At 70.5% G+C, this 24,206-nt stretch carries 19 protein-coding genes and 1 pseudogene; 12 read left to right on the top strand and 8 right to left on the bottom strand.

The annotated features are described in order from the left end of the window. The first annotated feature begins 59 nt into the window (after positions 1–59). Entirely contained in the window at positions 60–257 is a 198-nt protein-coding gene (locus G4Z16_RS15905; protein ID WP_197351435.1) for a hypothetical protein, read from the top strand. 80 nt (positions 258–337) lie between these two features. Here the strand turns inward: G4Z16_RS15905 and G4Z16_RS15900 are convergent, their stop codons facing one another. After that, positions 338–1,585: a PP2C family protein-serine/threonine phosphatase gene (locus G4Z16_RS15900; protein WP_246530884.1), complete on the bottom strand. Its 1,248-nt coding sequence runs from the start codon at positions 1,583–1,585 to the stop codon at positions 338–340. Positions 1,586–1,842: 257 nt separating this feature from the next. Continuing rightward, a complete protein-coding gene (gene thiC / locus G4Z16_RS15895; RefSeq protein WP_197351433.1) occupies positions 1,843–3,684 on the bottom strand; it encodes a phosphomethylpyrimidine synthase ThiC in 1,842 nt (613 codons plus the stop codon). Between the two features lie 239 nt (positions 3,685–3,923). On the opposite strand from thiC, the gene G4Z16_RS15890 reads away from it, so the two are divergent. Beyond that, a complete protein-coding gene (locus tag G4Z16_RS15890; protein ID WP_197354639.1) occupies positions 3,924–5,435 on the top strand; it encodes a YibE/F family protein in 1,512 nt (503 codons plus the stop codon). Here G4Z16_RS15890 and G4Z16_RS15885 read toward each other — a convergent pair. Next, a complete protein-coding gene (locus tag G4Z16_RS15885) occupies positions 5,395–5,619 on the bottom strand; it encodes a DUF5326 family protein (protein WP_197351432.1) in 225 nt (74 codons plus the stop codon). The two genes, G4Z16_RS15890 and G4Z16_RS15885, sit on opposite strands and share 41 nt — an antisense overlap. Positions 5,620–5,823: 204 nt before the next feature. Then, positions 5,824–6,141 carry a cupin domain-containing protein gene (locus tag G4Z16_RS15880; protein WP_197351431.1) on the bottom strand — a complete coding sequence of 106 codons (318 nt, stop codon included), beginning with the start codon at positions 6,139–6,141 and terminating at the stop codon, positions 5,824–5,826. A gap of 121 nt (positions 6,142–6,262) precedes the next feature. Between G4Z16_RS15880 and G4Z16_RS15875 the strand changes: the two genes are divergently transcribed. The 6 genes from G4Z16_RS15875 (at position 6,263) to G4Z16_RS15850 (ending at position 11,213) form a co-directional block, all read left to right on the top strand. Continuing rightward, the gene (locus G4Z16_RS15875) at positions 6,263–6,640 is read left to right on the top strand and encodes a phage holin family protein (RefSeq protein ID WP_197351430.1); all 378 of its coding nucleotides are present in this window, start codon (positions 6,263–6,265) and stop codon (positions 6,638–6,640) included. 83 nt (positions 6,641–6,723) lie between these two features. Then, on the top strand, positions 6,724–7,266 hold the full coding sequence (locus G4Z16_RS15870; protein WP_197351429.1) for a low molecular weight protein-tyrosine-phosphatase: 543 nt from the start codon (positions 6,724–6,726) through the stop codon (positions 7,264–7,266). Beyond that, positions 7,266–8,189 carry a fructosamine kinase family protein gene (locus G4Z16_RS15865; RefSeq protein WP_197351428.1) on the top strand — a complete coding sequence of 308 codons (924 nt, stop codon included), beginning with the start codon at positions 7,266–7,268 and terminating at the stop codon, positions 8,187–8,189. The genes G4Z16_RS15870 and G4Z16_RS15865 overlap by 1 nt, the downstream gene beginning before the upstream one ends. Positions 8,190–8,247: 58 nt before the next feature. Further along, positions 8,248–9,399 (top strand): cystathionine gamma-lyase, encoded by a 1,152-nt coding sequence (locus tag G4Z16_RS15860; RefSeq protein ID WP_197351427.1) that lies wholly within the window; start codon positions 8,248–8,250, stop codon positions 9,397–9,399. 277 nt (positions 9,400–9,676) lie between these two features. After that, the gene (locus G4Z16_RS15855) at positions 9,677–10,633 is read left to right on the top strand and encodes an IS481 family transposase (RefSeq protein ID WP_197354637.1); all 957 of its coding nucleotides are present in this window, start codon (positions 9,677–9,679) and stop codon (positions 10,631–10,633) included. A gap of 199 nt (positions 10,634–10,832) precedes the next feature. Then, positions 10,833–11,213, top strand: a complete 381-nt coding sequence (locus G4Z16_RS15850; protein WP_197351426.1) for a VOC family protein — start codon at positions 10,833–10,835, stop codon at positions 11,211–11,213. 211 nt (positions 11,214–11,424) lie between these two features. Here the strand turns inward: G4Z16_RS15850 and G4Z16_RS15845 are convergent, their stop codons facing one another. From G4Z16_RS15845 to G4Z16_RS15835, 3 genes are all read right to left on the bottom strand, one after another. Further along, complete coding sequence (locus G4Z16_RS15845; RefSeq protein WP_197351425.1) at positions 11,425–12,438, bottom strand: hypothetical protein; 1,014 nt, start codon at positions 12,436–12,438, stop codon at positions 11,425–11,427. Between the two features lie 329 nt (positions 12,439–12,767). Continuing rightward, entirely contained in the window at positions 12,768–13,949 is a 1,182-nt protein-coding gene (locus G4Z16_RS15840; RefSeq protein WP_197351424.1) for a metallophosphoesterase, read from the bottom strand. A 262-nt stretch (positions 13,950–14,211) separates the two neighbouring features. Beyond that, on the bottom strand, positions 14,212–15,363 hold the full coding sequence (locus G4Z16_RS15835; RefSeq protein ID WP_197351423.1) for a LacI family DNA-binding transcriptional regulator: 1,152 nt from the start codon (positions 15,361–15,363) through the stop codon (positions 14,212–14,214). A 344-nt stretch (positions 15,364–15,707) separates the two neighbouring features. On the opposite strand from G4Z16_RS15835, the gene hisC reads away from it, so the two are divergent. The 4 genes from hisC (at position 15,708) to cydD (ending at position 23,259) form a co-directional block, all read left to right on the top strand. Next, complete coding sequence (gene hisC, locus G4Z16_RS15830) at positions 15,708–16,787, top strand: histidinol-phosphate transaminase (protein WP_246530882.1); 1,080 nt, start codon at positions 15,708–15,710, stop codon at positions 16,785–16,787. 257 nt (positions 16,788–17,044) lie between these two features. Next, positions 17,045–18,565 carry a cytochrome ubiquinol oxidase subunit I gene (locus tag G4Z16_RS15825; RefSeq protein ID WP_425508167.1) on the top strand — a complete coding sequence of 507 codons (1,521 nt, stop codon included), beginning with the start codon at positions 17,045–17,047 and terminating at the stop codon, positions 18,563–18,565. Between the two features lie 10 nt (positions 18,566–18,575). After that, positions 18,576–19,577 carry a cytochrome d ubiquinol oxidase subunit II gene (gene cydB / locus G4Z16_RS15820; RefSeq protein WP_197351420.1) on the top strand — a complete coding sequence of 334 codons (1,002 nt, stop codon included), beginning with the start codon at positions 18,576–18,578 and terminating at the stop codon, positions 19,575–19,577. A 13-nt stretch (positions 19,578–19,590) separates the two neighbouring features. After that, positions 19,591–23,259 carry a thiol reductant ABC exporter subunit CydD gene (cydD, locus tag G4Z16_RS15815; RefSeq protein ID WP_197351419.1) on the top strand — a complete coding sequence of 1,223 codons (3,669 nt, stop codon included), beginning with the start codon at positions 19,591–19,593 and terminating at the stop codon, positions 23,257–23,259. Here cydD and G4Z16_RS32530 read toward each other — a convergent pair. Then, positions 23,243–24,064 (bottom strand): annotated as a pseudogene (locus G4Z16_RS32530) (HAD family hydrolase); the annotation flags it as partial. The gene cydD and the pseudogene G4Z16_RS32530 sit on opposite strands and share 17 nt — an antisense overlap. Positions 24,065–24,206 lie beyond the last annotated feature (142 nt).

The raw sequence follows: 24,206 nt of genomic DNA, 5'->3' as shown, positions 1-24,206 counted from the left end.
CTCTTGATGTACTCAGAGTCAAGACAGGCAAGACTGTTGACAGGCGAGGGGCATGCGGTATGGCAGGCAACCCGGCGGACGGCCCGGCACACATGAAGTTCGACGATGATCTGCCACCCGCCGACGAGCTGAACAGGCGAGCAGAGGCGCTGATGGCGCGGATCGACAAGCACCTCGAGCGACGGGGGCCGCCGTCTGCCGACACCTCGGTGGTGACTTCCGACGAACCAGCAGGTCAGGCCCCCTCGTCGGAGTGAGGCCGCAGTCAGAAAGGGCCTCCGGCGAATATGCCCGCACGCTGGGTTTCTGACCATGGTGCTCGATCAGAGCCAGCGGGCTAGAGATCCGGGACGGCGAGATGGTCGGCGCTGCCGCCGTGCCATTCGATGAGGAAGAGCGTCGCGTCGTCGCTGGTGGTCCCGCCCCGCTCCCGCATCAAGGACTGGGAGAGTTCCCGTGCCATCGCTCCCACGCCGGCTGTGACCGGTCCGGTGCGCTCGATGGTGTTGATCATGCGTGTCTCGCCGAACTGTTCCCCGCCGATCCGGTGTTCCTCGGTGAGGCCGTCGGTGTAGAACATCACCCGGTCATCCTTGGACAGTTGAATGGTGGAGACCTGCGGTTCGGCGCCGCCGAAGCCCACCGGCAGCGTGGTCGGACCCTCCAGCTTCCGGATGACCCGGTGACCGCGGATGAGCAGGGGCGCGGCGTGGCCTGCGTTGACCCACTGCAGCCGGCCGGTTTCGACGTCCAGGCGCAGCATCTGCGCGGTGACGAACTGGTCCGGCCCGAACTGCGCGTCGATGGCTCTGTCCATGAAGGAGTACAGCTCCGCGAGCCCGATCTCCGCGCGCCTGGCGTGCCGGTATGCGCCGATGGCGACGGTGGCCAGCACTGCGGCGTTCAGCTCGTGGCCCATGGCGTCGATGATGGCCAGATGCAGGATGTTGCCGTTGAGGGCGTAATCCAGGCTGTCCCCGGCGATCTCATGGGCGGGCTCCAACACACCGGCCACGGAAACCTGCGGGGTGTTCATCGACAGCGGAGGCAGCAGCGACCACTGAATTTCAGCGGCCACGGTCAAGGGCTTGCCGAGCCGCCGGACCTTGAAGAATTCGTCCGTGTAATTGCTCTTGGTGACCACCATGTCTGCGACAAGGCCCGCGAGTCTCCCCAGCAGCCGCCGGTCGTCCTCCTCGACCGTGTCCAGGGTGAGGGACATGACGCCGACCTCGTCACTGCCGTCGAGCAACGGCAGATACATCCGCACACCCCCCGGCTGCGGCTCCTCGACCACATGCTTGCTGAGGAAAGCCTCACCCGCGCGTGAACCGTCGATGGGCAGCGCCTCGCCGACAACGAGTCCACGGCCCGGCAGCGGCGCCAGCATCAACTGCTCGTAGTCCTGCAGGTGGATGGAGACCTCCCGGCCACCGATCTTGGCGATCTCCTCCGCAATCAGCGGGGCGATCTGCTCGGCCGGCAGCTCGTGAGCCCGGTCCAGCAGCTGCCCCAGCAGCCGCTCGCCGAATCCCTCCGAGAGGTCCACCCCGACCGGCCGCCCCGGCCTTCGACTCCGATCCACAGGTGCTCCTCCCGCCGGCCCGATCGGCTGCCCCGGAAATACGAGCGCGGCAGGATCGAAGCAACTACGCCAAAGGGATACTTCACCACCCCGCCTGACGCGGTCTGCGCAGAACACGCGGCGCCTGTGCACCCGCGGCATTCACGCTGCCAGCGCCGTCAGCCGTCGCGGTTACGTGGTGGGCGCTGGAAAGAACAGGAGCCGGCACCGGACGAATTACCCGGTCCGGTGCCGGCTCCTCAGCAACGCCCGATCGACTACTCAGAGATGGGCAGGTAGACCCTGTTACCGGTCTCGGCGAACTCCCGGGACTTGGCGAGCATGCCCTCCCGGATCTCCTCCTCGTTCAGCGTTCCGTCCTGGTCGGAGCCGAACTGCTCGTTGATGCTCCTGCTGATCTTCATCGAGCAGAACTTCGGCCCGCACATCGAGCAGAAGTGAGCAGTCTTCGCCGGCTCCGCCGGCAGCGTCGCGTCATGGAAGGCGCGCGCCGTGTCCGGATCGAGGGCCAGGTTGAACTGGTCCTCCCAGCGGAACTCGAACCGGGCGTCGGACAGCGCGTCGTCCCACTCCTGCGCTGCCGGATGGCCCTTGGCCAGGTCCGCCGCATGAGCCGCGATCTTGTACGTGATCACACCGGTCTTGACGTCGTCCCGGTCCGGCAGCCCCAGATGTTCCTTGGGGGTGACGTAGCAGAGCATCGCCGTGCCCCACCAGCCGATCATCGCGGCGCCGATGCCACTGGTGATGTGGTCGTAGCCGGGTGCGATGTCGGTGGTGAGCGGGCCCAGGGTGTAGAACGGCGCCTCGTCGCAGACCCGCTGCTGACGGTCGACGTTCTCCTTGATCTTGTGCATCGGGACATGGCCCGGGCCCTCGATCATCGTCTGGACGTCGTGCTCCCTGGCGATGCGGTTGAGCTCGCCGAGGGTGTCCAGCTCGGCCATCTGCGCCTCGTCGTTGGCGTCCGCGACGGAGCCGGGCCGCAGCCCGTCCCCGAGGGAGAAGGTGACGTCGTAGCTGCGCAGGATGTCGCAGAGCTCCGCGAAGTGCGTGTACAGGAAGCTCTCTTGGTGGTGGGCGAGGCACCAGGCTGCCATGATCGAGCCGCCGCGCGAGACGATGCCCGTCTTGCGGCGGGCGGTCAGCGGCACGTAGCGCAGCAGCACTCCCGCGTGCACCGTCATGTAGTCGACGCCCTGCTCGCACTGCTCGATGACGGTGTCCTTGTAGACCTCCCAGCTCAGCTCCTCGGCCTTGCCGTCGACCTTCTCCAGTGCCTGGTAGAGGGGCACCGTGCCGATGGGGACGGGGGAGTTGCGCAGCACCCACTCGCGAGTGGTGTGGATGTTGCGCCCGGTGGAGAGGTCCATGACGGTGTCGGCGCCCCAGCGGGTCGCCCACGTCATCTTCTCCACCTCCTCCTCGATGGAGGAGGTGACGGCCGAGTTGCCGATGTTGGCGTTGACCTTCACCAGGAAGTTCTTGCCGATGATCATCGGCTCGGTCTCGGGGTGGTTGACGTTGGCGGGCAGCACGGCGCGGCCCGCCGCGATCTCGTCCCGCACGAACTCGGGAGAGCAGCTCTCACGGATCGCCACGTACTCCATCTCCGGAGTCACCAGCCCGCGCCTGGCGTAGGCGAGTTGGGAGACGGACGCCAGGCCGTCCGGGCCCTCGCGGCCCCGGCGGGGCCTGCGGGGGCGGCCGGGGAAGACGGCGTCGAGGCCGTCGAGACCCGGGGAGCCGTTGCCGCCGTTCCTCCCGCTCCGGCCGAGGGCGCCGCCGCGAGGCGTGGTGTGCTTGATTCCGTTGTCCTCGGGCCGCAGTTCACGGCCCGCGTACTCCTCCGTGTCGTCGCGTTCGATGATCCAGTTCTGGCGCAGCGGTGACAGCCCGCGGCGCACGTCGGTCTCGATGTTGGGATCGGTGTACGGCCCGGATGTGTCGTAGAGCGTCACATCCTGGTCGTTGGTGAGGTGCACACGGCGGACCGGGACCCGCAGGTCCGTGCGCGATCCGCTCAGATACCCCTTGTGCCAGCCGAGTTCACGAGGCGCGTTCTCGGCCGAGGGCGTACGTGCATCCTGCATGGTCATGGGACCAACTCCCTACGCCGGCATTACCCGGTAACAGGTTCGGCGGTCGACGCAGCCTTTTCCGTTGTCCGTTGATCCCGGTCGAACGGAGGTCAGCGCCCTCTCAGCCCCGTGCTCGGAGCTCCCGCGATGTGCAAAGGCATCTCCACGCTAGTCGTATGAAGGTGGTGATGAACAGAGCGCCCTTCGGCCCGTGCTTTGCAATGATCGGGGGCGTGACTCCTACCCCGCGGTCCGGCATGGACCGGCACGCACCAGGCTCCTCCGAACCCGTTCCGGTTCCGGGACAGGACCGTGAGGGAGAACGCCGCGCCACGCTCGCACACCAGCGCCGGCACGAGAGCGCGCCCGGGCACGGGCACTCCCACGCGCACAGCCACGGGCCCCCGGCCCCGGTCTCCCGGCATCTGCGCAAGGTCATCGCGGCGGTGCTGATCCCCTTCGCCGTGGCCGTACTCGCCGGGCTCGTCGTGCTGTGGCCCGGCGGAGTGCCCGAGAAGGGCGGGCCCAGCGGCGTCGGATTCGACCGGCCCACCCTCCCGGCACGTGTCACCGCGGTGCGCGTCGTCGACTGCAAGGACGTGAACGCGCAGCCGCCCGCGGGGCAGCCGGGCCAGACCCCCGGGCAGTCCGCGGGCGCCGGCGGCGCGGGTGGCGGGGGCAAGGCCGGCGGAACGTGCCGCAAGGCGACAGTCGAGGTCACCGCCGGCAAGGACAAGGGCAGCACGTTCACCGAGGTCATCACCCCCGACGCCACCCGCACCTACTCCGCCGGGCAGGACGTCGTCGTCGCCTACGCCGCCAAGGCACCGCCCGAGCTGCGCTACAGCGTCATCGACGTCGACCGGAAGCTGCCGATGGTGCTGCTCGCGGGCATCTTCGCGCTGTTCGTCGTGCTGGTGGGGCGGCTGCGCGGCGTGCTCGCGCTCGTGGGTCTCGCGGTGAGCTTCGCGGTGCTGAGCCTGTTCATCCTGCCCGCGATACTTCAGGGTTCGAATCCCCTGGTGGTGGCGGTCATCGGGGGCAGTGCGATCATGCTGGCCACGCTGTATCTGTGCCACGGCCTGTCCGCCCGTACGTCCGTGGCCGTCCTGGGCACCCTGATCTCGCTGCTGCTGATCGGTGTGCTCGGCTCCCTCTTCATCGGCTGGGCCCATCTGACGGGCAACACCGACGACCAGACGGGCCTGGTCCACGGACTCTTCCCCGGCATCGGCATCCAGGGCCTGCTGCTGGCGGGCGTGCTGATCGGCTCGCTAGGCGTGCTCGACGACGTGACGGTCACGCAGACGTCTGCGGTGTGGGAGCTGAAGGAGGCCGATCCGGGCGCCGGCTGGCGGAGGTTGTACGGATCGGCGATGCGCATCGGGCGGGATCACATCGCGTCGGTGGTCAACACCCTTGTGCTGGCCTACGCGGGCGCCGCGCTGCCGCTGATGCTGCTGTTCTCCATCGCGCGCAGCGGCGTGACCACGGTGGCGACGAGCGAGGTCGTCGCGGAGGAGATCGTCCGCACGCTCGTCGGCTCGATCGGGCTGGTGGCCTCGGTGCCGGTGACGACGCTGCTGGCCGCCCTCGTCGTCTCCTCGGACCGGAACCGGGCGGTGGCGGCGGAAGGTGTCCCCGCGGGCGCCGCCGCAAGGACGGGAGCGCCCATGGCCGTGGGCGCACCCGGGAGCACGGACCCGCGGGCGCCAACTGGCCCGGAGGTCACGACTCGTCGTGGCGGGAAGAGGAGGAAGCCGAAGTGAAGTGCCTGACCAGGTAGATGAGTCCGCCGACGAGGGCGGCGAAGATCAGCACCTTGAAGAGGAGACCGATCAGGAAGCCGACGACGCTGGCGATCAGACCGCCGAAGACGACGACGGCGATGACCGGGATCGCGACCCACTTCACCCACCACGGCAGGCTTCTCAAGATCCCCTTGGCGTCCATGTCTGGCTCCTGTCGGCCGGTCCGGCACCGCTCGTCGCGGGCCGGTGCGTTACGGGCTGCTGCGCGGCGGCACGGTCCGCCGCCCCTGCACCACCGATGCTAGAGCGCCGGGAGCCGAGCCGGGAGGGCCGCCGACCCCGGCCCACCCCTGAATCGTCCCCCACCGCGACCCTGAGCCGCGCGGGCGGGAGGCGTTCGCGGGCCTCAGCTCTCGGGCGGCGCGAAGACCACCATCACCCGCAGGTCCTCGGCGATGTGATGGAACTTGTGCGGCACTCCGGCCGGCACATACACGACGCTTCCCCGCGCGACGGCGGTGGTCTCGTCCCCGACGGTGATCGCCCCGCGGCCGCTGACGACGAAGTACACCTCGTCCTGCTTGTGCGGCTTCTGCGGATCGCTCGTGCCCCGGTCCAAGGCGTAGAGCCCGACGGACATGTGGCGCTCCCGCAGGAACTGGAGGTACGCGCCCTCATGAAGGACGCGCTGAGCCTCCAGCTCCTCGAGCCGGAACTCCTTCATCTCCCCGTCCACCCCTTGTCGATCGTCCTCGCGCCCGCACGCCGCCGGTTCCGCCCCTCGCCCGGCAGAGACTTCACGGGCCGTGTGTGCTCCGGCGATCAGCCTCTGCCACGATCACACTATGACGAATTTCCTCATCAAGACGGTCGCCAATGCGGGTGCCCTCGCGATCGCGACGTGGCTCGTGTCCGGCATCGAACTCACCGGCGCCGACACCGCTTCGAAGGCCGTGACGCTGATAGTCGTGGCGTTGATCTTCGGCGTCGTGAACTTCGTGGTCAAGCCGCTGCTGAAGTTCATCTCGCTGCCGCTCCTGGTGCTCACCCTCGGTCTGTTCACGCTGGTGATCAACGCGCTGATGCTGATGCTCACTTCGTGGGTCTCGGACCAGCTCGATGTGAGCTTCCACGTGGACGGATTCGGAACGGCGTTCCTCGGCGGCCTGATCATCTCCATCGTGGCGTGGGCGCTGCACATGGTTCTCCCGGACCGGGACTGAGAGCGCGCCCGGCGCGCGAGCATGGAGAGCGAGTACGAGAGTCCGGTGACCACATGCCGGCACAGAGCGAACACGGAGAGCGAATGGACACCTTCCGCGTCTGTTTCGTCTGCACCGGCAACATCTGCCGTTCCCCCATGGCCGAGGCCGTCTTCCGCTTCCATGTGACGGAGGCGGGTCTGGAGGACCGGATCACCGCGAGCAGCGCCGGCACCGGCGGCTGGCACGTCGGTGACCCCGCCGACCCGCGCACGGCCGGGACGCTGGAGGCCGCCGGATACGAACTGGTCCACTGCGCGCGGCAGTTCGACCCGAGCTGGTTCGAGGAGCACGACCTGGTCGTCGCACTCGACGAGGGGCACGAGCGCGAACTGCGCGCCATGGCCCCCACCCCGGACGACGCCGCGAAGGTACGCCTCCTGCGCAGCTACGACCCGAGCGCCTCCGAGGGCGACGGCTTCGGCTTCGACGTGCCCGACCCGTACTACGGCGGCGCACAGGGTTTCGACGACGTGCTGCGTCTCGTCGAGGCGGCCGTGCCCGGCGTGCTCGCCGAGGCGGCCGCGGCCCTGGAGCACAGACCCGCGGGGGCGGCCGGCGCCCGTCACCGGGAAGAAGCCGGCTGATGCCCGCGCTCGCCGACCGTGTGGCGCAGCTGACCAGCGCCGACGAGGCCACCAGGGTGTTCCCCGTCGACGGCGGGGACATCTGCGACGCCTGGAGCATCATGCTCCGGGGCGGTCGGCACGGCATGCACCGCAAGGTGTTCGCCAAGACCCTCTCCGGCAGCCCTCCGGGCTTCTTCGCCGCGGAGGCCGCCGGGCTCACCCTCCTCGCCGTGACGGGCACCGTCGCCGTGCCGGACGTCCTCGCCGTCGAGGACGACCTGCTCGTACTGGAGTGGCTGGAGCCGGGGGAGCCCACCCCCGAGCAGGCCCACCGCCTCGGGCGCGACCTGGCAGCACTGCACCGGACCAGCGCGCTCTCCTACGGAACTCCCGGCCGCAACGCCTACATCGGAACGCTGCCGCTGCCCTCCCCCTCCGCGGCCGTCACCGATCCCGCCCAGTGGCCCGCCTTCCACGCGGAGTACCGGCTGCTGCCGTTCCTGCGCCAGGCCGTCGACCGCGGCGGCATCGAACCCGCGGACGCCCGTGACGTGGAGCGGCTGTGCGAGCGGATCGGCGAGATCGCGGGACCGCCGCAGCCGCCGGCGCTCATCCACGGCGATCTGTGGTCCGGCAACATCCACTGGACGACCGTCGACGCACCTGGCTCCTTCCCCGCTCAGGGCGGCGGCCCTCGCGCCCGCCTCATCGACCCTGCCGCGCAGGGCGGACACCCGGAGACCGACCTGGCGTTCCTCCAGCTGTTCGGCTGCCCGCAGCTCTCCCGTATCCTCGCCGCGTACGACGAGGTACGTCCCATCGAGGGCCGCGCCGAGCGGGTCCCACTCCACCAGCTCCACCATCTGCTGGTGCACGCGGTCCTCTTCGGACCGGGCTACGGCGCACAGTGCGGGGACGCCGCGCGCGCCGCGCTGGGCTGACGGGACAGGCACGCACAGACACCGGCGCAGCAGCCGCCCATCACGGGAGAGCACAGCCATGACCAGCGACAGCGACGCCACCAGGGTCGTACGGGCGGGCCTGCCGGAGGAGCAGCCGTACCAGCCGCCGCTGCCCGGCCCGGTCTTCGCGGCCCACTACCACCTGCCGGGGGACGTCGAAGCCGCGCCCTACGCGTACGGACGGGACGCCAACCCCACCTGGACCGCCCTCGAACGTGCCATCGGCGAGCTGGAGTCACCCTCGCACGGGGCGCAGAGCGACGGCTCAGGAGTGCACACCGTCTCCTTCGCCTCCGGCATGGGCGCCATCTCCGCCGTGCTGCTCTCCCGGGCACGCCCCGGCAACGCCGTCGTACTGCCCGACGACGGCTACAACCTCCTCGTACCGATGAGGGAGCGTCTGAACGGGTTCGGCGTGGAGGTCCGCACCGCACCGACGGCGGGCGACGCCCAACTCGCCCTGCTCGACGGGGCGTCGCTGCTGTGGATCGAATCGCCGTCCAACCCCGGCCTGGACGTGTGCGACATCCGGCGGCTGGCCGACGCAGCGCACGAACGCGGCGCCCTGGTGGCCGTCGACAACACCCTCGCGACGCCGCTGGGCCAGCGTCCCCTCGAACTCGGCGCCGACTTCTCCGTGGCCAGCGGCACCAAGGCGCTCACCGGTCACGGCGACGTGCTGCTCGGGTACGTCAGCTGCCGGGACGCCGAACTCGCCGCCTCCGTACGGCAGTGGCGCAAGCTGGTCGGGGCGATCCCCGGGCCGATGGAGGCGTGGCTCGCGCACCGCTCGCTGGCGACGCTCGACGTACGCACCCAGCGGCAGGCGGCGGGTGCTCTCGCGGTCGCGGGGGCCCTTCTGGAGCGCCCCGAGGTCACCGGCGTGCGCCACCCCGGACTGCCGGGTGACCCCGCGCACGCGACCGCAGTGCGGCAGATGCGGCGCTTCGGTTGCGTCGTCTCCTTCACGCTGCCCGGCAAGGAGCACGCGGAACGATTCCTCGCCGCGCTGCGCCTCGTGGACGAGGCCACCAGCTTCGGCGGCGTCCGCTCGACGGCGGAGCGGCGCGGACGGTGGGGCGGGGACTCCGTGCCGGAGGGCTTCGTTCGTCTTTCGGTCGGCGCGGAGGACCCGGACGATCTGGCCGCGGACGTCCTGCGTGCCCTGGACGTGGCCTCGGCCGGCTAGGCCCTGTCTGACAAATCCCGTCTGGGTTGCGACGCCTGGCACGCACGTTCGCTGCGTTGTCGTTCGTCGGCGCAGCCCGCTGCGCTCTCCTCCTCCGCCTTGCGACCGCACGCACCAGACACCGCAACCCACGTCCTGACGGACGTACCACGCTATTTGTCAGACAGGGCCTAGGTGTATTGATCACGAGCGTTGTTGACGTTCGTGGGTCTTGATCATGGCGAAGACCTCCGGTGTGGTGGAGGTGTCTAGGCTTCACCGCACAACGGAGGTCTTCGTGTCCCACCGTAATGCCCGGCTGACCGTGCACGGCAGGCGGTTGCTGGTCGAACGTGTCCGCTCGGGGTTTCCGGTAGCGCATGTGGCTGCCCAGATGGGCGTTTCTCGCACCACCGCACACAAGTGGATGCGGCGATTCGCTGCAGAAGGCGATACCGGTCTGGCCGATCGTTCCAGCCGCCCGCACCGGCTGCCGAACCGCACTCCGCCGGACGTGGAGATGCGCGTTTGCGTTCTTCGCACCGAACACAAACTCGGGCCGGCCCGGATCGGACCGATCCTGGGCCTGCCGCCCTCCACGGTCCACCGTGTCCTGACCCGCAACCGGCTGAACCGTCTGTGCTTCCTTGACCGGCCCACCGGCCAAGTCATCCGCCGCTACGAACGTGACCGACCCGGCGAACTCCTCCACGTCGATGTGAAGAAACTCGGCCGTATCCCCGACGGGGGAGGCCACAAAGTCCTCGGTCGCCAAGCTTCCCGTGCGACCAAGACCGGAGTCGGCTACGACTACATCCACTCCGCCGTCGATGATCACACTCGCCTCGCCTACAGCGAGATCCACCCCGATGAGAAGGCCACCACCTGCGCCGACTTCCTGCGCCGAGCAGCAGTCCACTTCGCCCGCCTGGGCATCGACCGCATCGAACGCGTCATCACCGACAACGCCTTCGCCTACCGCCACAGCACCGCCTGGAAGCAAGCCCTCAGCCATCTGGGCGCCACCGGCAAACGCACCCGCCCCTACCGGCCGCAGACCAACGGGAAAGTAGAGCGCTTCAACCGCACCCTGCTCGACGAATGGGCCTACCTGCGGCCCTACACCAGCAACGCCCAACGCACCGCAGCCCTGACAGACTTCCTCCATAGCTACAACTACCACCGCTGCCACACCGCTCTCGGAGGCAAGCCACCCATCAGCCGCGTGAACAACGCATCAGGTCAATACACCTAGGCCCCCTCTCCCGAAGCGGCTTCCCAACTGCACGGCTGGCGGGCTCACTTGGCCGCCGCCCGGAACGGCCCTCCCGGAAATCATCTCGCACGAGCCCGTCCCGGCCGGTACGGTCACGAGGTTGTCCTCACTGCTGGGAGGCCATGAGCTTCGCGTCTGGCCTGCCCGGCGATCCCCAGGCTGAGAGCGGGTTTTCGTCATGGCATGTCGTATCAGTGAGCTCGTGCTCGGTTGCCGCGACCCCGAGGTGCTGGCGCGCTTCTGGTGCGAGGTCCTGGACTTCGTCGTGCTGGATCGCGAGGACGACGGCACGCTGGAGATCGGGCCGCGCGAAGGGTTCGGCGGTCCGCAGCCGACGATCATCCTCAGCCGCAGGGACGAGCCGGAGAAGGGGAAGTCCCGGCTGCACATCGACGTCAACGCCACCGACCGCGATCAGGACGCCGAGCTCGAACGCCTTCTGAAGCTCGGTGCGCGCCCGGCCGACATCGGCCAGACGGGGCAGGAGCAGTGGCATGTCCTGAGCGACCCCGAAGGCAACGAGTTCTGCCTGCTCAAGGCGCGCCTCGCCCCGCTCTGACGCTCTTGGGCCGCGCCCCCGCCGCCCGGTACCCGGGGTCTGCCCCGCAGTCCGGCGTGACGGTCGCGTCGTGGCCATGAGGTGAGTGAGGTCTCCGGAGCACCGCTGCCGCGGGGCGGCCGACACCGGCGCTCGGTGCCGGCCCGCCCCTCGGAGCGCCGTTCTCGTCCTGCACCGGCGCGCAGCACCGGCCTTCATCGGCCGGCCGCGCCTACTCCGGCTTGTGCTCCGGTCCCCCGTAGTCCGGGCTGGAGTAGTCCGGGCTCGAATAGCGCGGGCGGACGCTCTCCCTGCCGTCCGACGGGCTGCGGCTGGAGAAGTCCGGGCCCGAGTAGCCGAGCCGCGGAGTGCGCTCGTGGCCGCGCGCCGCCTCCGGCGCGGACGCCGACGAGGAGCCGTTGTCGTGGCCCTCGGGCCCCTGGCCGTCGCTCCCGGCCCCCGCACGGGCGCCCGGCTGAGCTGCCAGCACGTCCGCGAGGAACGGCACTATCCCGCGTTCCAGTAGCGCTTCGCGCCAGACCGAGCGGGCCGCCGAGACCTCTCTGGCCAGCCGGGACTCGCCCTCGTCACCGTCGGCCGGCTCCGCCGCCACGTCATCGGCCCGGCTCCTGAGAGCACCCGCCCCGTTGCGCATTGCCGTGAGCCACAGCTCCGTCATCGCGACGACGATCCCGGCGGCGGCCAGTACGGCGAAGACCCAGCCCGCGCCGCGCATCGGCGCCGCGATGGACGGCTCCGGCGAGACGACCCGCAGCAGATTGCCCAGCAGCAGGAAGATGACCGCCGCGGACCCCGCCAGCAGCGGGACCAGCACGGAGATCATGGCGAGCAGCCCGGCTCCCGCGGTCTCGGTGACGCCACCGTTCACGCCGGCGAGGCTCAACCCGCTTCCGGCACCGCGCTGTTCGCCGCCCTCCGCGTCCGCCTCGCCGCCGGATCGCGAACCGGAGGACGGCGAGCCGGACGAAGATGCACGGGAGGCGTCGACCGCCGGTTGCCTCAGCCGGGTTCGCAGGGCCACGTACTGCTCGTACTCCTCCGCGGCGTCCGCGGCGATCGCGGTCGCGGAGCTGAGAGCCATGACGCGCAGCTGCTGTGCGCTGATCTGCTCGCCCACCGCAGCCAGGGCAGGACGCCGGCCTGCGTCACGCAGAGCCTCGTCCACGGCCCGTTCGAACTCGGGCCGGTCTTCTGGCAGCAGGTGCGGAGCGGTGTTCATGTGCATCCCCCGATGCTCCGTAGGGCCTTCGGGTGCCGGCTGGGGGCACTCCCCCTCGCCCGGCTGGGGGGACCCCCACCCAGGCCGCCAGGCTCAGGGGGAGGGCGGGGCAGCCACGGCGAAGGATAGGCGAATTCACTGTGGCAGAACCGATATTAGAGGGAGTCGGGTACTTCCTGAGAGAGAGTTTCCGGTAATTGGCTCTTCCCGGCAATGTGTTCCGCGCCGTTGCGCGCCTTCCCGAGCCCGCGTGCGCCCGTGCTCCCCCTGGGACTGCCGGCCCGGGTCCGGTCCGGGGTCCTGACAGCTGTGCGAGGGGGCGGGCCACCAACTGGCTAATCAGCCAAGGGAAGTTGCGTGACGAGGAGTTTCCCGTCCATGGTCACCCCGCCGTCCATGGCGAGGGCGAGACCGTCCGCGTAAAGGTGAGGGCCGGTCACCTCGGGGGGTGCGTCCTCGTCCTCTCCGCCGTCCCCGGTATCGGCGGCGCCGTTGGCGGCCGGCTCGCCCAGCAGATACGGGATGGGGCTGTGACCGTGCACGATCTGGCGCCCGCCGAATACCGTGAGCAGTTCTCGCGCGGCGAGGGAACCGGTCTCCTCGCGGAACGCGAAACGCTTGGTGAACTTGCGGAAGAGGTCCCAGGTCTCGTCGGCGTCGTTGCGCTGAAGTGCCTCGGTGATCGCGTCGTTCACGCCCTCGATCGTGGTGCCGTAATCGAGATAGCACGTGGCGTCGGAGTGGAGCAGGAGATGGCCGTCGGCGAGAGCCATCGCGTCCAGGCGTGACATCCACTGGATGTGGTGGTCCTCCAGCCGCTCCATGTCGGAGTGCTGGCCGCCGTTGAGCAGCCACGCCGCCTGGAACGAGGCAGTGCCCGCGCTGGAGTTGACCGGTGTGTCACCGAACTTCTTGGCTCCGATGAGCAGCAGCTCATGATTGCCCATCAGCGCCTTGCAGTAGCCGCCCGCTGCGGCCGCCTGCGCGGAGAGGTGCATGACGAGGTCGATGACGCCGATGCCGTCGGGACCGCGGTCGGTGAAGTCGCCCAGGAACCACAGGCGTGTGTTGCCCGCCGCCCAGTTGTCGTGCTGGTCGGTGATGCCCGCGTCCCGGAGCGCGTCGCGCAGTTCGTCGAGGTAGCCGTGCACGTCGCCGACGACGTACAGAGGGCCGTCGCCCTCCTCGGTCACGGGGGCGGCGGCGAGGTCCACGAGCGTGGGCTCGCGCCCCTCGTCCGTCGCGCTCGGGTCGACCACCGGCAGATCGCGCTCGGTGGGCGTGTATCCGTCGTCGGGCTCGTCGGGGTGTCCGTCGTCGCGTGAGGGAGCGGACGTCTCCTCCCGCGAAGGGGCGGACGTGCGCGTGTGTTCGGCGTGAACCGACGCGGGCGCGGGACGATGCGCGGCCGGGTGTCCGGGTGCTCCCTGGGCCCCGGCCTCGTGCGCGACGGCGTCGCCGCCCTGCCACATCCCGGGTCCTTGACCGGCCCCCTGAGTCATCGACCCCTCCACCATCGCGCGCCGCCGTGCACCTGTCCGGACCTCGCCCTGCCTGCTTCGGAGGGGAGTCCCATCCGTCGCCTGTCACGCCGACCCAGGGGTCCACACTTGCACAGGTCGGGATCGGGTCCCGGTGTCGTGCGCCCCATCATAGGAACGCCGGTAGCGGCTTGTGACGCACCTGGAGGCGGCAATTGCGGTCCGTGGGCGGGTGGCTGGCGCATTCCTCCGTAAATTCCCCTCTCGTCCGCGGCCCGACACATGGTCCGCGGGTCCGTCAGGCGTCTGCCGGATCACTCGGGCCGGGGGCGTTCCCGGGGGAGCGCGGCGCGCTGACGGTGGTGCGGGGCGAGCGCCGCTGCGAGGACGTACGGATGATGAGATCCGTCGGCATCACCTGATGCACCGGCGCGTCGCCGCCGATGCCCTCGATGGCGTCGATCAGGAGCTGGATGACGGTGTTGCCGATGCGGCCGGGCTTGAGCGAGAGCGTGGTGATGGGCGGCTCGGTCGTGGCGTAGACGCTGGACTCGCTGCAGCACACCAGCAGCAGGTCCTCGGGCACGCGCAGCCCGTACCGGCGTGCCGCCGCCAGCAGGTCGGTGCCGTTGGGGTCGAAGAGCCCGTACACCGCGTCGGGGCGGTCGGGCCTGGCGAGCAGCCGGTCGGCGGCGACAGCGCCCGCGCAGTGGTCGTGCGCCGGGTAGTGCTCGTAGACGGGTTCCTGGCCGACGCGGGCACACCAGTCGAAGTAGGCGGTGGTCGACAGCCGCGTGTAGGTGTCGGTGCTGGTGCCGGTCAGCAGCCCGATGCGGCGTGCGCCCGCTTCGGCGAGGTGGTCGAGGAGGCCGCGGACGGCCTCCTCGTGGTCGTTGTCGACCCATGCGGCGACGGGCAGCGAGCCGCTGGGGCGTCCGTCGGAGACGACGGGCAGACCTGAGCGGACGAGTTCCGTGACGACCGGGTCCTCGTCGGAGGGGTCGATGACGACGGTGCCGTCGAGTGCGACGTTCGACCACAGGTCGTGCCGCGATGTGGCGGGCAGGATCACCAGGGCGTATCCGCGTGCGAGCGCGGCCGAGGTCGCGGCCCTGGCCATCTCGGCGAAGTAGGCGAACTCGGTGAAAGTGAACGGTTCTTCGCCGTACGTGGTGACCGTGAGCCCGATCAGGCCGGACTTGCCGGTGCGGAGCGTGCGGGCGGCGGCCGAGGGCCGGTAGCCCAGGCGCTGGGCGACCTCGCGCACATGGCTGCGGGTGGCGTCGGGGAGGCGGCCCTTGCCGTTGAGCGCGTCGGAGACAGTCGTGATCGAGACACCGGCCGCGGCGGCGACATCGCGGATGCCCGCGCGCCCGCTCAGCCGGCTCCCCCCGCGTGCCCGGCGCGAGGCCGATGCCCGGCTTACCTGATGCTTCTCTGCTGCTGTCATGGCGCCCCGATCGTAGGCCCGTGACGGAGGGGGTGCGGGACACTTCGGGGGGACCCCAGAAGGCACGATTCTGCATGTGCTGACCAAGCCAAGTGCCTTGGAATTCACGAGAGTTGACGACCCATCATGAACTTTGGCCTCCTCGACGGGCGATTGCGCCGACGGACACGGCCATGTTGCGAGGAGGTCTCAACTCACCTTCATGAGTGATGCGCGCCACGGCTCGAGCCACCAGCGCGGAAGTGCGTGAGGGGGCTCATGATGCAAGCCCGTACGCCCTCTGTCGGATTCCTCTTAGGGTTAGCAGTATTGATGTCGGTGGCAGGGACGAGGAGGAGTCAGCGGTGAGCGAGAACAAGCCCAGGCTGCGCGGCGCGCTCGAAGGCATTCCCACGTACAAGCCGGGCCGCCCGGCCGCCTCGGGGCCCGCTGCGTTCAAGCTGTCCTCGAACGAGAACCCGTACCCGCCGCTCCCCGGCGTGCTGGAGACGATGACCGCCGCGGTCGGCACCGCCAACCGCTACCCGGACATGGCGTGCACCGGACTGATGGAGGCGATCGGAAGCCGCTTCGGCGTTCCCGTCGAGCACGTGGCCACGGGCACCGGCTCCGTCGGCGTCGCACAGCAGCTGCTGCAGAGCACGGCGGGCCCCGGCGACGAAGTGATCTACGCCTGGCGTTCCTTCGAGGCCTATCCGATCATCACCCAGATCTCCGGCGCCCAGTCGGTGCAGGTGCCCCTCACGGACGGCGAGGAGCACGACCTCGACGCCATGGCCGACGCGGTCACCGACCGCACGCGGCTGATCTTCGTCTGCAACCCCAACAATCCGACGGGCGTGGCCATCCCGAGGGACGCCCTGGAGCGGTTCCTCGACCGGGTCCCGGACGATGTCCTGGTCGTGCTGGACGAGGCGTACCGCGAGTTCGTGCGTGACGAGGCCGTCGTCGACGGCCTGGACCTCTACCGCGACCGCCCCAACGTGTGCGTGCTGCGCACCTTCTCCAAGGCGTACGGACTGGCCGGACTCCGGGTCGGCTTCGCGGTCGCCCACGAGCCCGTCGCGGCGGCGCTGCGCAAGACCGCCGTGCCCTTCGGTGTCAGCCAGGTCGCCCAGGACGCCGCGGTCGCCTCGTTGCGCAGCGAGAACGAGCTTCTCGAACGCGTCGAGGGGCTCGTCGCCGAGCGTGCGCGCGTCTCGCGTGAACTGGTCGCACAGGGCTGGACGGTTCCGGAGTCGCAGGCGAACTTCGTCTGGCTGCGGCTCGGTGACCGTACGACCGCCTTCGCCGAGGCCTGCGAGAAGGCCGGCGCGATGATCCGGCCGTTCCCCGGCGAGGGCGTGCGCGTCACGGTGGGGGAGAACGAGGCGAACGACCTCTTCCTGCAGACCGCGGCCTCCTTCCGCAAGAGCGAGTTCTGAGGGCACCGCCCCTCAGCTCCGCCGCCCCGGGCACCGAACCCCAGCCACGCGAACGGCCGCCGCACCCGGTGCGACGGCCGTTTCGCATTTCGGGGGGACCCCCTTGCGGTGTCCGAAAAGCCCGGTCGTAATATTACTTGTGAATGTGAACGCATTCACGAGTACCACTTGTGGACCGGTCGAAGCTGTCCGAACACGGGCGAACCTCACGCCGGACACCGGCCACAGCCGCGAGGCAAAGGAGAGAGCCGGTGGAGTTGGCAGCACTGGCGCCGGAGACCCTGGCGCGCTGGCAGTTCGGCGTCACGACCGTCTACCACTTCCTGTTCGTCCCCCTGACGATCTCCCTCTCCGTGTTCGTGGCGGGACTGGAGACGGCCTGGGTGCGCACCGGCAGTGAGAAGTACCTCAGGGCGGCCAAGTTCTGGGGCAAGCTCTTCCTGATCAACATCGCCATGGGCGTGGTGACCGGCATCCTGCAGGAGTTCCAGTTCGGCATGAACTGGTCTGACTACTCGCGCTTCGTCGGGGATGTCTTCGGGGCGCCCCTCGCCTTCGAGGCGCTGGTCGCCTTCTTCTTCGAGTCCACCTTCATCGGCCTGTGGATCTTCGGCTGGGACAAGCTGCCCAAGGGCATCCATGCGGGCTGCATGTGGATGGTGGCCCTCGGCAGCGTCCTGTCCGCGTACTTCATCCTGGCGGCCAATTCCTGGATGCAGCACCCCGTCGGCTACCGCATGAACCCCGAGAACGGACGGGCCGAACTCACCGACTTCGTCCGGGTGCTGACACAGAACACGGCACTGGCGCAGTTCGGGCACACCCTCGTCGCCGCCTTCCTCACCGGCGGGGCATTCATGGTGGGCATCGCCGCGTACCACCTGATGCGCGGGCGGCACGTGCCCGTGATGCGCTCCTCGCTGCGGCTCGGCCTGGTCGTGATGGTGGTGGCCGGAGTGCTCACGGCGGTCACCGGCGACCGGCTGGGAAAGATCATGTACGACCAGCAGCCGATGAAGATGGCCGCCGCCGAAGCGCTCTGGGAGACGCAGGGGCCCGCGCCGTTCTCGCTCTTCGCCTACGGCGACGTCGACGAGGGCCACAACGACGTCGCGATCGAGATCCCCGGACTGCTGTCCTTCCTCGCGCACGACAACTTCTCCGAGGAAGTGCCCGGCATCAACGACACCGACGCCGCGCTGCGCGAGAAGTACGGCGACAAGCTCGGCATCGACGACTTCCGGCCCAACATCCCGCTCGCCTACTGGTCGTTCCGCTGGATGATCGGCTTCGGGATGTCCTCCTTCGCGCTGGGCGCCGCCGGGCTGTATCTCACCCGGCGCAGGCTCTGGCTCTCACCGCGCCTGCGCACCGCCGACGACAAGGTCCCGCGTCTCGCACTCACCCGCGACCGTGAACTGGGTACGGCCCTCACCCGCTGGTACTGGCGGCTGGCGCTGCTGACCATGCTCTTCCCGCTGATCGCCAACTCCTGGGGCTGGATCTTCACCGAGACCGGCCGTCAGCCCTGGGTCGTCTACGGCGTGCTGCCCACGGCCGCGGGCGTCTCGCCCACCGTCAGCCAGGGCGAGGTCATCACCTCCATGAGCGTCTTCATCGCGCTGTACGCGCTGCTCGCCGTCATCGAGATCAAGCTGCTGGCGAAGTACGTCAAGGCCGGACCGCCCGAGCTGACCGAGGCCGACCTCAACCCGCCCACCCGGATCGGCGGACACGACGCCGAAGACCCCGACCGGCCCATGGCCTTCTCGTACTGAGGAGCACGCGATGCAGCTTCACGACCTCTGGTTCGCGGTGATCGCCGTGCTGTGGACCGGCTACTTCTTCCTCGAAGGCTTCGACTTCGGCGTCGGGGTCCTTACCCGGCTCCTCGCCCGCGACCGCGGGGAGAGGCGCGTACTGATCAACACCATCGGGCCCGTCTGGGACGGCAACGAGGTGTGGCTGATCTCGGCCGCCGGCGCCACTTTCGCCGCCTTCCCCGACTGGTACGCGACGCTCTTCTCCGGCTTCTACCTGCCGCTCCTGGTCATCCTGGTCTGCCTCATCGTCCGCGGCGTCGCGTTCGAGTACCGCGCCAAGCGCTCCGGGACGCAATGGCAGGACCGGTGGGAGTGGGCGCTGTTCGTCACGTCGCTGCTGCCGGCGTTCCTGTGGGGTCTCGCCTTCGGCAACCTCGTGCGGGGCGTCCCCATCGACGCGGACAAGAACTTCACCGGGGACCTCGCCGACCTTCTCGGCCCGTACGCGCTGCTCGGCGGGCTCGTGACGCTCACCCTCTTCACCTTCCACGGCGCGGTGTTCACGGCGCTCAAGACGACCGGCGACATCCGCCCGCGCGCCCGGCGGCTGGCGACCATGGCCGGCCCGGTGTGCGCCGTGCTCACCGCGGCCTTTCTCGCCTGGACGCAACTGAACTCCGGCGGCAGCGTGAGCTTCGTCGCCTCGGCTGCCGCCGTGGGCGCTCTCCTCGCCGCCGTCGTGGCCAACGCCGCCGGCCGGGAGGGCTGGGCCTTCGGCCTGTCGGGGGTGACCGTCGTCGCGATGACGGCCGCGCTCTTCATCGCGCTCTTCCCGGACGTCATGCCCTCCTCGCTCGACCCGCGCTGGAGCCTGACCGCCGAGAACGCCGCCTCCAGCCCGTACACGCTGAAGATCATGACGTGGTGCGCGGCGCTCGCCACGCCCGTCGTGATGCTGTACCAGGGCTGGACGTACTGGGTCTTCCGCAAGCGCATCGGCACCCGGCACATCGCCGGGAACCACTGAGGGAGAGTCACCGATGAGGCCCGTCGACCCGCGGCTGCTGGCCCACGCCCGCACCACCCGCGTCTTCCTCGCCACGTCCGTGGTGCTGGGAACCGTCTCGGCGCTGCTCGTCATCGGGCAGGCCGTGCTGATCGCGGACATCGTCGTCCGCGCGTTCCGGCACGACGCCGGCGTGCACACCCAGCTCCTGCTGCTTCTCGCGGTGACCGCTGGCCGTGCCCTGGTCTCATGGCTCACCGAACTCGCGGCGCACCGCTCGAGCGCGGCGGTGAAGTCCGAGCTGCGCACACGCCTCCTGGACCATGCCCTGGCCCTCGGGCCCGCCCGGCTCCCGGGCCGCCGCACCGGCGAGCTGACCAACCTCGCCACCCGCGGAATCGACGCCCTCGACGGCTACTTCTCCCGCTACCTCCCCCAACTCGCCCTGGCCGTCGTCGTACCCGCCGCCGTACTGGTCCGCGTCGTGACCGCCGACTGGATCTCGGCGGCGGTCATCCTCGTCACCCTCCCCCTCATCCCGCTGTTCATGGCCCTCGTCGGCTGGGCCACGCAGGCCCACACGGACCGCCAGTGGCGTCTGCTCTCCCGGCTGTCCGGCCACTTCCTGGACGTCGTGGCGGGACTGCCCACCCTCAAGATCTTCGGCCGGGCGAAGGCGCAGGCCCGCAACATCCGCGCCATCACCGACGACTACCGGCGCGCCACCCTGCGCACCCTGCGCATCGCCTTCCTCTCCTCCCTGGTCCTGGAACTCCTCGCCACGATCTCGGTGGCGCTGGTGGCGGTGGGCATCGGGATGCGGCTGGTGCACGGCGAACTCGACCTGTACACGGGCCTGCTCGTCCTCGTACTCGCGCCGGAGGCCTATCTGCCGCTGCGCCAGGTCGGCACCCACTACCACGCGGCCGCCGAAGGGCTGTCCGCCGCGGACGAGGTCTTCGCAGTCCTCGCCGAACCGCTCCCGAACGGTTCCGGCGCCCCGGCCCCCGACCTGCGGACGGCCACCCTCACCGTCGAGGGGCTCCGCGTGCGCCACGAGGGTCGCGCCCACGACTCGCTGCCCCCGACGGACCTCACCCTGCGGCCCGGTGAGACGGTCGCTCTGACGGGGCCCTCCGGCGCGGGCAAGTCGACGCTGCTCCAGGCGGTGCTGGGCTTCGCACGGCCCGCATCGGGTGCCGTGCGTGTCGACGGCACCGACGTCCGCGACCTCGAACCCGGCGGCTGGCACGCCCAGATCGCCTGGGTCCCCCAGCACCCGCACCTCTTCGCGGGCACGGTCGCGGACAACGTCCGGCTGGCAGAGCCCGCGGCCGGCGATGCGCAGGTCGCCGCCGCGCTGACCGCCGCAGGAGCGGGCCTCGACCCGGCCACGCCTCTCGGCGAGGCGGGCGCCGGAATCTCCGCCGGGCAGCGCCAACGCGTCGCCCTGGCACGGGCGTTCCTCACCGACCGGCCGCTCCTGCTGCTCGACGAGCCCACGGCGGCCCTCGACGGAGAGACGGAATCGTCGGTCGCCGAGACGCTGCGACGCCTCTCGGAGGACCGCACGGTACTGCTCGTCACGCACCGCCCGGCACTGCTGGGCGCGGCGGACCGCGTCGTCACCCTCGCACCGCCGGTGCCCGCCGCATCCCTGACCGCCCCGGTGCCGACTGCCACGGCGGCGGGCGCAACTCACCTGCGTACGCGGTCCGTTGACGCGGAGGACGGATGGGCGGACGTGCAGGGGGACGAGCCGGCGGATGCGCCCCATGAGAACCGTGGTGCGGGGACGGACGACGATCCAGGGCCCGAGCGGCCTCCCCGCGACCGTGGTCCCGGTCCCCGGCTGGCGGTCGCGGCCGTCCTCGGTTCGCTCGCCCTGCTCTGCGCCGTCGGCCTCATGGCGACCTCGGGCTGGCTGATCTCCCGCGCCTCGCAGCAGCCGCCCGTGCTGTATCTGATGGTCGCCGTCACCGCGACACGCACCTTCGGGATCGGCCGCGCCGTGTTCCGCTACGCCGAGCGGCTCGTCTCGCACGACGCGGTGCTGCGCGTGCTCGCCGGCGTACGCGTCCGCATCTACCGCAGGCTCGAACCGCTCGCCCCGGCCGGCCTCCGCTTCATGCACCGCGGAGACCTGCTCACCCGCCTCGTGAGCGACGTCGACGCCCTTCAGGACCGCTTCCTGCGCTGGCTGCTGCCCGCCGTCGTCGCGGCGGTCACGGGAGGCGCGGCGATCGCGTTCACCGGCGCGCTTCTGCCCGCCGCGGGTGCGGCGCTCGCCGCCGGACTGCTGGTGGCCGGTGTCGCCGTCCCGGGTCTCAGCGGCGCGCTCTCACGTCGCGCGGAGCGCAGACTCGCCCCCTCGCGGGCCGCGTTGACGACCCAAGTGGTCGATCTCCTCACCGGCACAGGGGAGTTGACCGTCGCGGGAGCACTGCCCGCACGCAAGGCCGCGGCCCGCGCCGCGGACCGGCGTCTCACCCGGATCGCCGCCCGTTCCTCCGCGGCGACGGCGCTCGGCTCCGGTCTGGCAACGCTCGCGTGCGGTCTTACCGTCACCGCCGCTGCGTGGGCCGGAGCGGCGGCGGTGCACGCGGGGCGTCTCGACGGGGTGTGGCTCGCCGCCGTCGTGCTCACGCCGCTCGCGGCGTTCGAGGCGGTCAACGGCATGCCGCTCGCCGTCAGTCACCGTCAGCGCGCCGCACGCTCGGCCCGGCGTGTGCGGGACGTCGTGGACGCGCCGGAACCGGTGCGGGAACCCGAACACCCGCTGCCCGCACCCGAATCACCGTTCCCGCTCGTCCTGCGCTCGGTCACGGCGCGCTACCCGGAGACGGAGGACTTGGAGCACTCTGAGCAGCAGGGCACTCACCGCCCGGACGCCGGAAAGCGGCAACTGCCTCCGCCCCTCGCGGACTTCGACCTGGAGCTCACCCCCGGCCACCGAGTCGCCGTCGTCGGTGCGTCGGGCTCCGGCAAGACGACGCTGGCCCGTACGCTGCTGCGCTTCCTCGACGCGGAGAGCGGTTCGTACACGCTCGGCGGTGCACCCGCCGAAGGCGGCGTACCGGCGAACGCGCTGCACTCGGACACCGTGCGGTGCTTCGTGGGCCTGTGCGCGCAGGACGCCCATGTCTTCGACAGCTCGCTGCGCGAGAACCTGCTTCTCGCGCGCAAGGACGCGACGGACGACGAGCTGCGCACCGCTCTCGCGAGGGCCCGCCTCGACACCTGGACGGGCATGCTGCCCGAGGGCCTGGACACGCTCGTCGGGGAGCACGGCGCCCGCCTCTCCGGCGGGGAGCGTCAACGGCTCGCGCTGGCCCGTGCGTTGCTCGCGGACTTCCCCGTCCTCGTACTGGACGAGCCCGCCGAACACCTCGATCTGCCCACGGCGGACGCGCTCACGGCGGACCTGCTGGACGTCACCGAGGGCCGCACCACCGTCCTGATCACGCACCGGCTGAAGGGCCTGGAAGCGGTGGACGAGGTGGTCGTGCTCGACGCGGGCCGCACCGTCGAACGCGGCAGGTACGCCGAACTGGCCGCAGCCGGCGGGCCGTTCAGCCGGATGCTTGCCCGTGAAGCGGCGAGCGACGTACCGGCGCACCGTGCCCGTCCGGACCGCCCCGCGCCCCTGTCGGAGCGGCGTCGTGCCGCCGCCGCCCGTACCGGAGCAGCAGCCTCTCGATGATCTCGGCGACACCGTCGGCCTCGTTGGACGACGTGTGGTTCGCGGTCGCGGCGAGCACGTCGGGATGCGCGTTGGCCATCGCGTACGCGGTGCCTGCCCAGCTCAGCATCTCCAGGTCGTTCGGCATGTCACCGAACGCGACGACCTCCTCCGGCCTGACGCCCCGCTGCGCGCAGCACCGCGCCAGCGTGCTGGCCTTGCTCACGCCGGAGCCGCTGATCTCGAGCAGTGCGGACTTGCTGGAGCGGGTGAACTGCGCGTGCGCGCCGGCCGCCCCGCGTCCCACGGCGAGAAACTCGTCCGGGTCCAGCTCCGGGTGGTGGGCCAGCAGTTTCAGCACGGGCTCCTCGTGCTCCGGGCCCAGCAGCTTCTCCACGGGCGCGACCATCCCGAACGGGTCGCGGTGCAGCGACGGGTACTCCGGGTCGAGGTGGAGTCCGCCGCTGCGTTCGACGGCGAAGCACACGCCGGGAGCCGCCTCGCGCAGTGCGCCGACGACGGCCAGCGCGTCGTACCGGTCCAGCGCCCGGACGTCCACGACCTGGCCTCCGCGGTGCAGGTCGACCACAGCGGCGCCGTTCGCGCAGATGGCGAGGCCGTGGCCGTGCACGTGTTCGCTGACGACGTCCATCCAGCGGGCGGGGCGGCCGGTCACGAAGAAGACGTCGAGCCCCGCGGCCTCCGCGGCGGCGAGGGCGGCGACCGTACGTCCGGAGACCGTCTTGTCGTCACGCAGCAGCGTGCCGTCGAGGTCTGTGGCGATCAGGCGGGGGCGCACGGCCCGGTCGGCGGCGGCCGGAGACACGACCGCCGGGGCGGCGGCGTGCCGGGCCTGAGGGGAGTCGACTGCCGGATCGGCGGGGGGAGCGCTGGGTTCGCGGAATGCGGGCGGCTCAGTCACAGCGACCATCTTTCCGCATATGCACGCACACCAGTGCGGAGGGTGC

This window comes from Streptomyces bathyalis (genome assembly GCF_015910445.1).
Taxonomy (GTDB): Bacteria; Actinomycetota; Actinomycetes; order Streptomycetales; family Streptomycetaceae; genus Streptomyces; species Streptomyces bathyalis.
The sequence above is the reverse complement of the archived record's forward strand: the minus strand, read 5'-3'. Positions and strand labels throughout refer to the sequence as shown.